Below are 15,632 nucleotides of genomic sequence, written 5' to 3' on the forward strand. Positions count from 1 at the left end.
AGAGATGAACATTATCAAATATCCCAAACAGGAAGAATGGGCAGAAATCTGCCAGCGTCCACATCTGGACATCACACAGCTGCAGGCCACGGTCAATACCGTGCTCACCGATGTGCGCACAAGGGGTGACGAAGCCGTGAAGGAATATGAAGAGCGCTTCGACCATGCCGTGCTCACATCCCTGGCTGTCACAGAGGCTGAAATCGACGAGGCCGAGCGCCTGGTTAGTGAGGAACTGAAAGCCGCCATCGTGCTGGCCCATGAAAACATCCATCAGTTCCATGCTGCCCAGAAGTTCGAAGGCCATAAGATTCAGACGCGTGAGGGTGTGACCTGCTGGCAGAAGAGTGTCGCAATCGAGAAAGTAGGACTGTATATCCCCGGAGGCACCGCCCCACTCTTCTCTACCGTCCTCATGCTGGCCACGCCTGCCAAGATTGCCGGATGCCGTGAGATAGTACTCTGCACGCCTCCCAACCGCGAGGGCAAGGTGAATCCCGCCATCCTCGTAGCAGCCCGTGTGGCTGGCGTCAGCAAGATTTTCAAGGCTGGTGGCGTTCAGGCTATCGGCGCCATGGCCTACGGCACACAGTCTGTGCCCAAGGTCTTCAAGATATTCGGTCCTGGCAACCAGTATGTGATGGCTGCCAAGCAACAGGTATCGCTGGGAGAGGTGGCTATCGACATGCCTGCCGGTCCCAGTGAGGTCTGCGTCCTGGCCGACGAGACCGCTAATCCTGCCTTCGTGGCTGCCGACCTCCTCTCACAGGCTGAGCACGGCATCGACTCCCAGGTACTGCTCATAAGCACCTCCGAGGACATGATGCAGCAGGTTCAGGCCGAGGTGGAACGCCAGCTCAACCTCCTGCCCCGTAAGGAGATTGCCCAGAAGGCACTCGAGAACAGTCGCATGGTGCTTGTTGCCTCTGCCGACGAGATGATGGCGCTCTCTAACGCCTACGCGCCCGAACATCTCATTATTCAGACCAAGAACTACGACGAGATGGCTGCTCAGGTCATCAATGCCGGTAGCGTCTTTCTGGGACAGTATGCCTGCGAGAGTGCCGGCGACTATGCCAGCGGTACCAACCACACGCTGCCTACCCACGGCTATGCCACGGCCTATAGCGGCGTCAATCTCGACAGCTACTGCCGCAAGATCACCTTCCAGCATCTCACCGAAGAGGGCGTACGCCAGATTGGCCGTGCCGTAGAACTGATGGCAGGTGCCGAACAGCTGGATGCCCACAAGAATGCGATGAGCGTTCGATTGAACGCAATCGAGAAGTGAATAGTGAAAAATTGGCTACCGCTACAACTAATTATTGAGAATTATGTTTAGTCTTGAAAAACTGACTCGAAAGAATATTTGGAATCTTGCGCCCTATAGCTGTGCGCGCAACGAGTTCTCTGGCACCACGGCCACCGTGTTCCTGGATGCCAACGAGAACCCCTACGGCATAGACAACCTGAACCGCTATCCTGACCCTCTACAGCTGGAAGTAAAGAAGCTCATCGAGAAGGTCAAGGGCATTCCTACAGCCTACACCTTCCTGGGCAATGGCAGCGATGAGGCCATCGACCTGATGTACCGTTGCTTCTGCGAACCCAAGGAAGATAATGTGGTGGCTATCGAGCCCACCTACGGCATGTACAAGGTATGTGCCGATATCAACGATGTGGAGTATCGTCCCGTATTGCTCGACGAGAACTACCAGATTACAGCCGACAAGCTCCTCGCAGCCTGCGACGCCCACACCAAGGTTATCTGGATCTGCAGCCCCAACAACCCCACCGGTAATGATATCAACCGCGACGAGATTGTGAAGGTGCTCAACGGTTTCGAAGGCCTTGTCGTGGTCGACGAAGCCTATAGCGACTTCTCTTCGCAGCGTCCCCTGCGCTTCGAACTGCCCCGCTACCCCAACCTCGTGGTGCTCAACACCCTGAGCAAGGCATGGGCCTCTGCCGCTATCCGCCTGGGCATGGCTTTCGCCTCACCCGCCATCATCGACATCCTCAACAAGGTGAAGTATCCCTATAATGTCAACCTCCTCTCACAGCAGCAGGCCATCAAGGTGCTGAGCGACCCCGACGAGGTAGACCGCTGGGGACAGCTCATCATGCAGGAGCGCACCCGTATGATGCAGGCCTTCAGCCAACTGTCTATCTGCGAGAAGGTATATCCCACCAATGCCAATTTCTTCCTGACAAAGGTCACGGATGCCCAGCGCATCTACGACTACCTGGTCAGCCAGGGCATCATCGTGCGCAACCGCACCCGCGTGCAGCTCTGCAACAACTGCCTGCGCATCACCATCGGCACCCGCAACGAGAACAGCGAGCTGATAGGTGCCCTCCGTCAGTACAAATAATATTCCCCCTCTATAACAACAAAAAGCGCACCCCTCCCGGATGCGCTTTTTGTTTATCTTACATCTTACATCTTCAGCCTTCAGCCCTCAGCCTTCAGCCATACTCTAGCCATACTCTAGCCTGCTTCTAGCCTCGCTCGTGAGTGCTCCACGGAGCAGCCTAGGAGCAGCCTAGGAGCAGCCTAGGAGCAGAGTGATTGCTGCCTAAGAGCAGGCTAGAAGCTGAATTAGTGAAAACACAAAAAAGTTGTGACATGAATTTAATTGCATCAGAATCTGATTCGCATAGCCTATACACAGGAGATTTCCGCGTTTTTATGACCATACAGAGTTGTGACACAAACTGAAATAAAAAGGATGCAAAAAGATAAAATTATTGTAACTTTGTAGGGTTAGACAGAATAACTAGTTTTAATGACGCAAGAACAATATAACATATTAACATGGACAGTGGACAGTGAGGACAGTGGTTTTCAGAAATCCTCTCGCGTACGTCTGCGCGCAGACGTACGCGATAAACTTTCTATTTTTCACTGTCCATACTGTCCACTGTCCAAATAGTAAACCACAGACTTATACATCGTAAACCATAGGTTAACACATCGTAAACCATAGAGTAACGACTTAAAAACCATAGAGTAATGAAGCAATGAGAAGCTGAGCAATAGCAAGAAAGCAGGCTAAGAATTAGTATCTCTCTCTTTGAGACTTTCTAATTGACTTCTATTCCTAGGAACGTCAACAAACTCTGTACTCAGATTATCGAATAGAATCTTTTCTTCATCAGTAATGGTGATGAGTCCATGTCCAACTTCTCGATACCACTTTCTTAGAGCAATTTCATTATAATCACCATCCATGAATGGAAAACGTTTATTCCGAATCACAAATAAACGGAAACGAGAAAGAACCTCGAAGAAGGAACCTGAAGGGAGCGAAACTATTTTTCCATATCTATCGTAATCATATTTTTGTGCAATAATCACCATACCAGCTTGCTCATCAACAGTCATACCATATCCTTCTTTTAAAATATGGCATAGTGTTGCGATAATCCGCTCGCGTTTTATTGCGTCTGTAGAAAGATAATCACTCAAACGAATCACTAGCTTACCCTTATAATTCCAATAAGCTTTCTCTGATATTTCCTTTAATATCTTGCGCCATTCTATCGAATGCCAGATATCCAAGTCTATATCATAAGTTCTTCCATGGATAACGATTCTATTCTTGTGTTTTTTCTGCTTGTCCTCCACAATAGAATCTTTAGACTTGTGGACTTCTCCCTTATCTTCTTTTTCTCTTTCTATCAAGACCGTTTTTCCTGTCTCGTCCTTGGTAGGAATAATATTCTCCGTTGGGACATATTGTTTTATGACCGTAATAAATCGTTCTCCATAAGTATCTCTCTTATGTTTACCAATACCATATATATTACCAAAGGAGGCAAGAGTTGTGGGCCTCTCGGTAGCAAGTGCCATAAGTGTCTTATCAGACATCACAACAAATGCTGGACTATTCATTTCATCGGCGATTTCTTTTCTCAGCATCTTCAAATGTTTAAGCAACTCCAACTTTTCACTTTGGTCTGTATTGGTCTCCGCTGAGACATGTTCTTTCATCACCTCGCAACGAACATCTTTTACGTTATAGTCTCTACGGCCGATAACAATCAGTTGTACTTTAGCTTTCCCGCACAGAACATTATAGCCAAGTGGGGTTACATGCAAATGATTGTCTTCGTTGTAAGCAATTTCAATATATCCCATCTGCAACATCTGAAGCAAATAGTCATGCCAGTCTCTAACAGGAACTTCTCTTCCTGCTGCAAAGGTTTTAATCTGAGCATAACCACGAGATACAACTTCTGGTGAGAAGTTTCCATGCAGAATATCGATAGTCAACGTAAGACCAACCTGTTCGCCCGTTCTGAGTATAGCAGAAAGTGCCTTTTGTACGAGTTCTGTCCCGTCGAAAGTCGATGGCGGATTATTGCAAACATCACAGTTTCCACAGCCTTTGTCACATATCTCGCCAAAATAATTCAGCAGAATACGTCGTCTACAAACCTGCGCTTCGGCATATTCCTGCATTCGTTGTAGTTTTTCCATATTGATATCCCGCTGTCCGCTTTCCTCAGCAAAACGGCGTAAAGTAATAATGTCCTGGAGATTATAAAATAGGATTGTCTCGCAAGGCAGTCCATCACGACCACCACGTCCTATTTCCTGATAATAGTTTTCTATGCTCTTTGGCAGATTATAATGAACAACAAAACGCACATTACTTTTGTCAATGCCCATTCCAAAAGCAATCGTCGCACAGACCACCTGGATGCGGTCATTGATAAAATCCTCTTGTACACGATTGCGTTCGTCTGTTGGTAGTCCGGCATGATATACACCCACAGAAACACCCTCTTTCTTAAGTTTCTCGGCAACCTTCTCGGTGGTTTTCTTAGCTAGACAATAGATAATACCACTTTCTCCTTGATGACGATGTATCAAACCCAAAATTGTGCGGATTTTCTCATTGGCCGTATATCCTCTTCTAATGTCCAGACTCAAATTCGGTCGGTCAAAAGAACTGATAAAGATTTCTGGTTCCTTGAGATGTAATTGTTCAATAATATCGGTTTTGGTTATCTTATCAGCAGTGGCTGTAAGTGCCATGATAGGCACATCTGGGAATAACTCATGCAGATTACCCAATTGTGTGTATTCTGGTCTGAAGTCATGTCCCCATTGTGAGATGCAATGTGCCTCGTCAATAGCAAAAAGCGATACTTTCAACATGGTTTGCATCCACCTCAATTCTACCATCAATCGCTCAGGCGAAATATATAGAAGTTTAATTTCACCCCGTAAACATCGTTCAGCAATCTGTCGATTTGAAATCTCATCATTGGCACTGTTAAGTGCCTCCGCAGCAATTCCATTAGCTCGTAATGATTCGACTTGATCCTTCATCAGCGAGATAAGTGGCGAAATGACGATAGCCGTTCCTTCCATCATCAAAGCTGGGATTTGAAAACAAATCGATTTACCACCACCTGTCGGCATTAGTACTAGCGAATCCTTTCTCTGGAGCACGTGATTAATAATATCTTCCTGTAAGGGTCTAAAATAGTCGTAACCAAAATACGATTTTAACGCATGTTTTATATTATACATACTTGTCTCGCTCGATAATTACAATTATTATTTAATCGTTTGAACAACAATCACATCCGCTGGCAGCCAATCTACACTGTCCAGTTGATCTTTATATAGCCATTTCGCCGCCTCATGCTCTTTCAGCGTCAGACTTCCGCTCTCTACGTGACACCAAAAACAATGCATGGTGAGATGAAACTGCGGGTAATCATATTCCACGGTCTGCACCAACCGTTCCACCACGATTCTCGTTTCCAGCTCTTCCCATATCTCACGCTTCAGCGCCTCCTCAGGTGTTTCCCCAGCTTCCATCTTTCCGCCCGGGAATTCCCAACCGTCTTTATAGTCACCATATCCTCGCTGAGTGGCAAAGATGCGACCTTCGTCATCATGTATAATTGCTGCTACAACTTCTATGTGTTTCATTATCCTACTGACCTATGTTTTGCTATATTCAACATTGATGCTGGCATTGGTGTTTTCAATCGCCATATAATTTCCATTGGCTTTGCACCGCAAAGTTACAAAAACTTTATGAGATTGTTGTAATTTCAATTGGATATTTCAAGATATTATTACCCTTTCGAAGAAAAAAAGGGTTGGTGTGGAAAAAGAAGGAGAATTAAAGAAAAAGAGGACTGAAAATGTAGCGGAATATCTATATAGCTGAAATCATGAAATGACCCGAGTGATTTCATGACTTGAGCTAGCTAATTCGATGAATTCACTCGAGTGACGTTTTTGGGGGTATTATGAATACATTAAATATTAAACATTAAAAAAGGCTCCTGAAGCGCAAGTGCTTCAGGAGCCTTTCTATGTTTACTTTCGGAATAACTTCATGTTTTTCTTCAGGCGCCGCACGGCGCGGTCGCGTATCTGGCGCACACGCTCACGCTTCAACGACATGCGCTCGGCTATCTCGGCCATGGTCTGACGCTCCTCACCAATACCGAAGTAGGCATTGACGACGACGGTCTCGCGCTCGTTGAGCGTCTGCAGCGAACGCTCGATGGCATCCTCCAGACTGGCATTATAGACACGCTGGTCGGCCTGTGGGGAGTCGGCATTGACCAGTACGGACAGCAGACTGACATTGGCCTTGGAACCCAGTGGGGCATCCACCGAACGCGTCTGTCCGTCGCGGGTGCTCTCCACACGCTGCTCGTCGCTCTCCTTGCGCACCGCCTTCTCTATCTGCTGACGGATAAAGACCACGGCATAGTTGACGAATCGCAGTCCGCGCGTGGCGTCAAACTTACGTGCAGCCTTCATTAGACCCAGGTTGCCCTCGCTGACGAGGTCTTCCATAGACAGGCCCTGTCCCTGATACTGGCGGGCAATGACAACGACGAAACGCAGGTTGGCCTCGATCAGGCGGTTCAGCGCCCGCTCGTCGCCCTGAAGGATACGAGCCGAGAGGCGGGCCTCCTGCTCTTCGGAGAGCAGTTGCTCGCGACCAATCTCGTCGAGGTATTTATTCAGTATGCTATCTTCCATCTTTTAGGAGTTAAAGGAGTTAAGGAGTTAAGGAGTCAAGACGATAGTCTAATAAACTCTTGGTCCGAAGATGGTGGTACCGATACGCACCATGGTGGAACCGTTTTGCACAGCGATGTGGTAGTCGTGGCTCATGCCCCAGGAGCGCTCACAGAAGGCATCGTCGGTAGCGAAATACTGCTGTTTCACCTCGTCGAAGAAACGGGCAGCCGTCTGGAACTCCTGCGCTATCTGCGCCTCGTCGTCCACATTCGAAGCCATCATCATCAGTCCGCAGATCTGGACGTGCTCCATCTGTCGCCACTCGCCATCGGCCAGCAGCTGGCGGCAGGCATCGAGGGTGAGTCCGTATTTCGTAGCCTCCTCAGCGATATGCAGTTCCAGCAGCACGCGCACCACCCTACCGGCCTTGGCAGCCTGTTTCTCGATTTCGCGCAACAGCTTCAGCGAGTCCACCGCCTCGATCATCGAGATATAAGGGGCGATATACTTCACCTTGTTGGTCTGCAGATGACCGATGAAATGCCACTCGATATCGCTGGGCAACGACTGCACCTTGCGGGACAGTTCCTGCTCGTGGCTCTCGCCAAAGATGCGCTGGCCCTCCTCGTAGGCCGCAGTAATATACTCCTCGGGGTGGAACTTACTGATAGCCACGAGCTGCACCCCCTGAGGGAGCGACTGACGCACTTCGTTTAATTTCTCTTTAACAGGATACATAAAGCGGTAGCAAATTTTTCACTTTTCACTTTTCACTATTCCCTTTACCCTTCGTATTCGGGTTTATCGTCCTGCTTACTGGCCTTTGCCAGGTGCTCGAAAACATCCATGAGCGTGGTCTCGTTGACGCTGACGATAGAATAGTCGATCATGGTGCCACCCATCACCTCTTCCAGGTTTTTCACGGCACCATTGAACGAACCGGCCTGAACCAGGTAGTTCACGTTAGAGCGCTTCTCCTTCTCAGTCTTCTCGTCGAGCGTGATAAACTGCAGTTTTGCCTTGTACCAGCGGTCGGCCATCTCCTGGTCGCTGAAGAAGATCTCGCCATAAGGCGCCTTCTTGATGTCGGTGACATTGAACTCACCACTGATATATGAAGACATCTCCTCGATGATACGCTCCTCGGCCTCGCTGAAGCTCAGGGCATCCACCACATAAGCCTCGGTGACCTTCTTCTGCATACCATCTTCCATTGTCTTCTCGTAACGAATCTTGCATTCAAACCATGTTGCTGTTCTACTTCTCATCATTTTCTTTTATCTATTTATTATCATTTTCCTTTGCCTTGATATAGCCATGACGGCTGAGTCCCTTCTGCTTCTGCTGGGTGAGCTGCTCCACGATCTCGTGACCGATGCGGCCAGCCAGACCGTCGGGCAAGCCAGCCTCGCCAGCCAGTTCTTTTTGCACCTTCAGCAGTTCCTCGGCCATAGACTGAGAATTGGCCATAAAAGTTTTCTCAGACGACCCCATGTGTTTGCTGTTATAAACCTTCGAAAGAATCTCATCGGCAGCTTTCTGGTAACGCTTACGGTAAATCATCTCAGCCTTTTGCATCAGCGCCTCGTCAGAGAGGTCGATGGTATCAGCCAGAAATGCCGTATCCTCATCCAGTTCGTCACTACTAAAGAGGTCATTAGTCTGCTGTTTAGCCGGTTCTACGAACTCTATATTGTTAGTAACCTCGGGCAGCGTGTCTACATAGATATAGACGGCCAGCAGAGAGACGAGCACGCTGGCAGCCATCAGCACGGCAGAGCGTCGCATACTGCGCTTCTGACTGATAGCCTTGTGCATCTCGTCGAGCGACTTATAGCGCTTCCTGGGCTCCTCGGCCGTGGCCTTCTTCACCACCTGCTTATACTCGAAAGGCATGGAGCCCTGCTCGTAGAGAAAAGCGATGAGCTTACCCAGGGAATAGACATCGCTGCGCCCGGTAGCCTCCTCACCGGCAAGCACCTCGGGAGCCACATAGTCCTCGGCCCCGGCAAAGAGTGCCTTCTGGTCGGTCATGGCCTTATAGAACGAGCCATGGGAGAGCAGGAAGGGATGGTTGTCGCTCTTGCGCACAAAGATATTGTTGGGCGCATAGCAGAGCTGGAACACGCCCCCCTCATTGAGCTTGGCACCAAACTCAATCAGCGGTTTCACGATGCTGTCCACAAACCCCTTGCCGGCCAGGGCAGCGGGATTCTGGTCGAGGAGAGATGCCAGCGTCAGGAACTGTCCCTGCTCCAGTTCGAGTTCATAGAGCTGGTCATTGCTGTCCTGATGCACCTCGTAGTGGAGCTGCTGCTTGCCACGCTGGCGCACAGACCACTGCTGTTCCTGCTTCAGGGCTTCGCAGAACACGATACTGTCGGTCAGCTCCGGTCTTAACTCAATGACATAGCGGTATTTACCATCCACCTGACGGCGATAGTAACTGCCCAGCGGGGTTGACTCACGGTGGGGTTTCTGTCCTTCCTGAACATTCAGCATTTCCTCGAAATTCATATGATGTGCGCTTTATTTTGACGTGCAAAAATACGCATAAAATCCGAAATGAGCAAGCAAAAGCCGTTTTTTTCAGATTTATTTGTTGTTATGTCGGAAGAAAATCGTATCTTTGCACGCAATTATAAAAATAGCACATAAACAAGATGCCAGAAATATCAGTACGAGGACTGGAGATGCCAGAGTCGCCAATCAGAAAATTGGCTCCGCTGGCTGTTGCCGCAAAGAAACGCGGAACGAAGGTGTATCACCTGAACATTGGTCAGCCCGACCTGCCCACACCGCAGGTGGGACTGGATGCGTTGAAGCAGATAGACCGTTCTATCTTGGAGTACTCACCATCGCAGGGCTATCAGAGCTACCGCGAGAAACTGGTGGGCTACTACGCGAAATACAACATCAACGTCACGGCCGACGATATCATCATTACCAGCGGTGGTAGTGAGGCGGTGCTCTTCGCGTTCCTGTCGTGCCTGAATCCTGGCGACGAGATTATCGTGCCAGAGCCTGCCTATGCCAACTATATGGCCTTCGCCATCTCGGCCGGTGCCAAGATACGCACCATCGCCACGACGATTGAGGAAGGCTTCTCGCTGCCCAAGGTGGAGAAGTTTGAGGAACTGATCAACGAGCGCACACGTGCCATCATGATCTGTAACCCCAACAACCCCACGGGCTACCTGTACACCCGCCGCGAGATGAACCAGATACGCGACCTGGTGAAGAAATATGACCTGTATCTCTTCTCTGACGAGGTGTATCGCGAGTATATCTACACCGGTTCGCCCTATATCTCGGCCTGCCACCTGGAGGGCATCGAGCAGAACGTGATCCTGATTGACTCCGTGTCGAAGCGCTACTCTGAGTGCGGTATCCGTATCGGTGCGCTGATCACTAAGAATAAAGAGGTACGCGCAGCCGTGATGAAATTCTGTCAGGCCCGCCTCTCTCCCCCACTCATCGGACAGATTGTGGCCGAGGCATCGCTGGATGCACCCGAGGACTACTATCGCGACGTGTATGACGAGTACGTGGAGCGCCGTAAGTGCCTGATTGACGGACTGAACCGTATTCCCGGCGTCTATTCGCCAATCCCTATGGGCGCTTTCTATACCGTGGCCAAACTGCCTGTTGACGATGCGGAGAAGTTCTGCCGCTGGTGCCTGTCGGAATTTGAGTACGAGGGACAGACGGTGATGATGGCTCCCGCAGCCGGTTTCTACACCACGCCAGGCGCAGGCATCAACCAGGTGCGTATAGCCTACGTGCTGAAGAAGGAGGACCTGATGAAGGCACTCGTGGTGCTGCAGAAGGCACTGGAGGCTTATCCGGGAAGGGTCATGGAAAAGTAAAAGTGAAGAGTGAAAAGTGAAAAATCGGCTACCGCTGTAGAGTGAACTTCCCATTATTCATAGCCAAGAGAATTTATAGCGACAAGGGCGACCGCCGCAAGGTGAGCCGCCCGGCTATTCGTATAGCTACCATCGGCGTGGCCATAGGACTGGCTGTGATGATTATCACGGTGAGCGTGGTGCTGGGCTTCAAACATGCCATCCGCGAAAAGGTGGCGGGCTTCGGCAGTCATATACAGGTATACAACGTGCAGGCTACGGGCTACCCCATCTGCATCAATGACAGTACGCTGGCGGCCTACGAGGCGGTAGAGGGCGTGCGCCATGCGGAGCGCTTCGCCATGACGCAGGGCATCCTGAAGACCGACGAGGACTTCCTGGGCGTGATGCTGAAAGGTATCGGACAGGAATACGACACGACCTTTATCAGCGAGAACCTGGTAGAGGGATCGCTGCCGCAGTTCTCGGACAAAAAGACCAAATACCCGCTGGTCATCTCGAAGAGCATCGCCAAGAAACTCCGCGTGAAGACAGGCGACAAGCTGTTTGCCTACTTCATAGGCCAGGACGACGTGCGTGCCCGCCGGTTCACCATCTGCGGCATCTACCAGACCAACATGAAGCGCTTTGACGACCAGATATGCCTGACGGACCTGTACGTGACGCAGCGGCTCAACGGATGGGACAGTCTGCAATGCTCGGGTGCCGAGTTGCTGGTCAACGACTTTGAACAGCTGAAGCCTACGAACATGAACGTGCTGCGCGAGCTGAAGGGACAAACCGACCGCGACGGCAACACCAGTGTGAGCTACAGCATCACGGAGGTGTATCCGCAGGTGTTCTCCTGGCTGGAACTGCTGGATGTCAACGTGTGGATTATCCTGGGACTCATGGTCTCGCTGGCAGGATTCACCATGATCAGCGGCCTCCTTATTATTATATTGGAACGCACGCAGATGATTGGCATCCTGAAGGCACTGGGCGCAGGCAACGGCAGCATCATCAGTACTTTCATGTACTATGGCATCATGATTACCGGGCGCGGCATGCTGTGGGGCAACGTGCTGGGCATAGGACTGGTACTGCTGCAGCAATACACGGGCATCATCACGCTCGATGCCCAGACATACTATGTGAGTGAGGCACCCATGGAACTGAATCCGCTGCTGATTCTACTCATCAATCTGCAGACAATCATGTCGTGCGCCGTGGTACTTCTGCTGCCCTGTATTCTGATACTTTTCATCCATCCGGCACGCTCGATGCACTACGAATAATTCGAAAAGTTGCGCATATTAGTCTATTTTTCCTTAATTAACAAAAACGTCTAAAAAATTGCACGATTTTTTTTGAAATGTGCAAAAAATATCGTACCTTTGCACAAAATTTTGAAAATTGTGCAATGAGCTCAAATATTAGCTTCAACAAGTATATTTACGACGCCATCATCAACAACTGGGACGCTGATGCCTTGACTGATTTTCAGGGACAGACGTTGCAGTTTCACGACGTAGCCCGTAAAATAGAAAAACTTCACATCGTCTTTGAGAACTGTGGCATTGAGAAAGGAGACAAGATTGCCATCTGCGGACGTAACTCTGCCCACTGGGCCGTGACCTTCCTGGCAACCCTGACCTACGGAGCCGTGGTAGTACCCATCCTCCATGAATTCAATGCCGAGCAGATCCATAACATCGTGAACCACTCTGGCGCCAAGGCCCTCTTCGTGGGCGACTTCGTGGCCAAGGAGATTGACCCTGAGCAGATGCCCGCACTTGAAGGTATCGTGTTCCTGCCCGATTTCTCATTGATGGTATCACGTTCTGAGAAACTGACGTATGCCCGCGAGCATCTGAACATGATGTTTGGCGAGAAGTATCCCAAGGCTTTCAGGAAAGAGCACGTACGCTATCACGAGGATTCGCCCGAGGAACTGGCGCTGATCAACTATACCAGCGGTACCACGGGATTCTCGAAGGGCGTGATGATTCCCTATCGCGCCATCATGGGCAACCTGACCTTCTGTCTGCGCCATCTGGGTGCGGTAGTGAAGGCCGGTGACCCCATGCTCGACATCCTGCCCATGGCCCACATGTATGGTCTGGCCATCGAGTTTGTGTTCGGTTTCTGCAACGGTTGTCACCTGTTCTTCCTCAACCGCCTGCCATCGCCCACGCTGATTGCCCAGGCCTTCACGGAGGTACGCCCTACCCTGGTGGTATCGGTACCCCTGATTATCGAGAAGATTATCCGCAAGAAGGTGTTCCCCATCATACAGACCAACAAGATGAAACTGCTGATGGCCATGCCTATCGTATCCACGAAGGTGAAGAACCGCATCTGTCAGCAGGTGTACGAGGCCTTCGGCGGCCGCGCCTACGAGGTCATCGTGGGTGGTGCGCCCCTGTCGAAAGAGGTGGAGCAGTTCCTGATGAGCATCGGATTCCCCATCACCGTGGGCTATGGAGCCACGGAGTGTGCCCCGCTGATCAGCTATCGCGACCATAAGGAGTTTGCCGCCAGCTCATGCGGCTGTCCGGTGGACGACATGGAGGTGCGCATCCTGAGCGACGACCCGCAGAACATCCCCGGCGAGATTATCACACGCGGCAAGCACGTGATGCTGGGCTACTACAAGAACGAGGAAGCCACGCAGCAGGTCATCGACAAGGACGGCTGGTATCACACGGGCGACCTGGGTACGATGGATGAGAAGCAGAACATCTTTATCCGCGGACGTATCAAGAACATGCTGCTGGGTGCCAGCGGACAGAATATCTATCCTGAGGAGATTGAGGATAAGCTGAACTCCATGCCGATGATTGCAGAGAGTCTGGTGGTGCAGGACGGCGACAAGCTGGTGGCAATGATCTATCCCGATCAGGACGAGGTGGTGAACTTCTCACAGGAGGAACTGGAGGCCGTGATGGACCAGAACCGCGAGAACCTGAACGCCCAGTTGCCTGCCTACAGTCGCATCAGCCGCATCGTGCTGCGCGACGAGGAGTTCCAGAAGACACCTAAGAAGAGCATCAAGCGTTATCTTTATCATGCATAAACAAATCTAAGATATGGAAACAATACCAAGTTTTAATAAACTCATACAGGAAAGTATCATCGCCAACTGGGATGCAGATGCGCTGACCGACTATAAGGGACAGACATTGCAGTTCCACGACGTAGCCAGAAAGATAGAGAAGGTGCACATCCTTTTCGAGAACTCAGGCGTACAGAAAGGTGACAAGATTGCACTCTGCGGACGAAACAGCAGCCAGTGGGCTGTGGCTTTCATCGCCACGCTGACCTACGGTGCCGTTGCCGTGCCCATCCTGCACGAATTCATGCCCGAGCAGATTCATAATATCGTGAACCACTCTGATGCGAAGCTGCTCTTTGCCGGCGACTATGTGGCTGGCATCATCGACCCAGAGCAGATGCCTCACCTGGAGGGCATCATCCGCAATACGGACTACTCGCTCATCGTGTCGCGCTCGGAGAAGCTGACCTATGCCCGCGAGAACCTGAACGCCCTCTATGGACAGAAGTATCCTAAATACTTCCGTCAGGAGCATATCAACTATTACATCGAGCAGAGTCCTGACGAGCTGGCCCTGATCAACTATACCAGCGGTACCACAGGCTTCTCAAAGGGTGTGATGATTCCCTACCGTGCGCTGTGGTCGAACTACGACTTTGCATGCAACGTGCTGGGCTCTACGATCAAGAAGGGTGATAACATCATCTCGATTCTGCCCATGGCGCATATGTATGGCATGGCCTTCGAATTCCTGTTCGAATTCCTGCATGGCTGCCACGTGTTCTACCTGAACCGCACCCCGTCGCCTGCCATCATCGCGCAGGCCTTTGCCGAGGTGAAGCCGAAGATTATCATCGCCGTGCCCCTGGTTATCGAGAAGATTATCCGCAAGAAGGTGTTCCCCAAGATTCAGAACAACCGCATGCGCCTGCTCCTGCAGATGCCTATCATCTCTATGAAGGTTCGCGAGATGATCTGCAAGGAGGTGCTCAAGGCCTTTGGCGACAATGTATACGAGGTGATTATCGGTGGTGCTGCCTTCAACCAGGAGGTGGAGCAGTTCATGCATCGCATCAACTTCCCCTACACGGTGGGCTATGGTGCCACGGAGTGTGCCCCGATTATCTGCTACAGCGACTGGCACTCGTTCGTGCCCGGCTCTTGCGGACGTTCGGTAATCCACATGGAGGTGAAGATCGACTCTCCCGATCCTGCTACGATTCCTGGCGAAATCCTGGCCCGCGGCCTGAACGTGATGCTGGGCTACTACAAGAACGAGGAGGCTACGGCAGAGACCATCGACAAGGACGGCTGGTATCATACGGGCGACCTGGGTACGATGGATGTCAACGGCAACGTATTCATCAACGGACGTTCGAAGAACATGCTGCTGGGTGCCAACGGACAGAATATCTATCCTGAGGAGATTGAGGACAAGCTGAACTCTATGGCCATGGTGGTAGAGAGCATCGTGGTGCAGCGCGACACCAAGCTGGTGGCACTGGTACACCCCGACCTCGACGAGGCCAAGAACATGGGCTTCACGATGGACGACCTCGCTGGTATCATGGAGCAGAACCGTAACACGCTGAACGAGGCGCTGCCTGCCTACGAGAAGATTTCGGAGATTGAAATCCACGAGGAGGAGTTTGCCAAGACACCTAAGAAGAGTATCAAGCGCTACCTCTACAAGTAAGGAAGCCTACTTTTCGCT

Annotated in this window: 11 protein-coding genes and 1 pseudogene; 6 read left to right on the forward strand and 6 right to left on the reverse strand. The window is 50.8% G+C overall.

Annotated elements, in window-relative coordinates; all coding sequences use genetic code 11:
- Nucleotides 1–4: 4 nt before the first annotated feature.
- Nucleotides 5–1,291 carry a histidinol dehydrogenase gene (gene hisD / locus L6466_RS08035; RefSeq protein WP_237803249.1) on the forward strand — a complete coding sequence of 429 codons (1,287 nt, stop codon included), beginning with the start codon at nt 5–7 and terminating at the stop codon, nt 1,289–1,291.
- Nucleotides 1,292–1,334: 43 nt separating this feature from the next.
- Nucleotides 1,335–2,375 carry a histidinol-phosphate transaminase gene (gene hisC / locus L6466_RS08040; RefSeq protein ID WP_237803248.1) on the forward strand — a complete coding sequence of 347 codons (1,041 nt, stop codon included), beginning with the start codon at nt 1,335–1,337 and terminating at the stop codon, nt 2,373–2,375.
- Between the two features lie 1,361 nt (nt 2,376–3,736).
- Here hisC and recQ read toward each other — a convergent pair.
- The 6 genes and pseudogenes from recQ to L6466_RS08070 form a co-directional block, all read right to left on the reverse strand.
- Nucleotides 3,737–5,548: pseudogene (recQ, locus tag L6466_RS08045) on the reverse strand (DNA helicase RecQ); the annotation flags it as partial.
- Between the two features lie 27 nt (nt 5,549–5,575).
- Nucleotides 5,576–5,956 (reverse strand): (deoxy)nucleoside triphosphate pyrophosphohydrolase, encoded by a 381-nt coding sequence (locus L6466_RS08050; protein WP_237803247.1) that lies wholly within the window; start codon nt 5,954–5,956, stop codon nt 5,576–5,578.
- Nucleotides 5,957–6,352: 396 nt separating this feature from the next.
- A complete protein-coding gene (locus L6466_RS08055; protein ID WP_091851915.1) occupies nt 6,353–7,030 on the reverse strand; it encodes a sigma-70 family RNA polymerase sigma factor in 678 nt (225 codons plus the stop codon).
- Between the two features lie 48 nt (nt 7,031–7,078).
- Entirely contained in the window at nt 7,079–7,750 is a 672-nt protein-coding gene (locus L6466_RS08060; RefSeq protein ID WP_237803245.1) for a YggS family pyridoxal phosphate-dependent enzyme, read from the reverse strand.
- 44 nt (nt 7,751–7,794) lie between these two features.
- On the reverse strand, nt 7,795–8,280 hold the full coding sequence (locus L6466_RS08065) for a DUF4494 domain-containing protein (RefSeq protein WP_237796651.1): 486 nt from the start codon (nt 8,278–8,280) through the stop codon (nt 7,795–7,797).
- A gap of 13 nt (nt 8,281–8,293) precedes the next feature.
- Complete coding sequence (locus L6466_RS08070; protein ID WP_237803243.1) at nt 8,294–9,529, reverse strand: serine/threonine-protein kinase; 1,236 nt, start codon at nt 9,527–9,529, stop codon at nt 8,294–8,296.
- Between the two features lie 146 nt (nt 9,530–9,675).
- On the opposite strand from L6466_RS08070, the gene L6466_RS08075 reads away from it, so the two are divergent.
- From L6466_RS08075 to L6466_RS08090, 4 genes are all read left to right on the forward strand, one after another.
- Nucleotides 9,676–10,881, forward strand: a complete 1,206-nt coding sequence (locus L6466_RS08075; RefSeq protein ID WP_091818744.1) for a pyridoxal phosphate-dependent aminotransferase — start codon at nt 9,676–9,678, stop codon at nt 10,879–10,881.
- Between the two features lie 41 nt (nt 10,882–10,922).
- Nucleotides 10,923–12,158, forward strand: coding sequence for an ABC transporter permease (locus L6466_RS08080; protein ID WP_237803241.1), 1,236 nt, complete (start codon nt 10,923–10,925; stop codon nt 12,156–12,158).
- A gap of 125 nt (nt 12,159–12,283) precedes the next feature.
- Entirely contained in the window at nt 12,284–13,939 is a 1,656-nt protein-coding gene (locus L6466_RS08085; protein WP_237796535.1) for an AMP-binding protein, read from the forward strand.
- Nucleotides 13,940–13,952: 13 nt separating this feature from the next.
- Complete coding sequence (locus L6466_RS08090; protein WP_091818747.1) at nt 13,953–15,614, forward strand: AMP-binding protein; 1,662 nt, start codon at nt 13,953–13,955, stop codon at nt 15,612–15,614.
- Nucleotides 15,615–15,632: the final 18 nt, after the last annotated feature.

Origin of the sequence: Prevotella communis (genome assembly GCF_022024175.1) — a bacterium.
Taxonomy (GTDB): Bacteria; Bacteroidota; Bacteroidia; order Bacteroidales; family Bacteroidaceae; genus Prevotella; species Prevotella communis.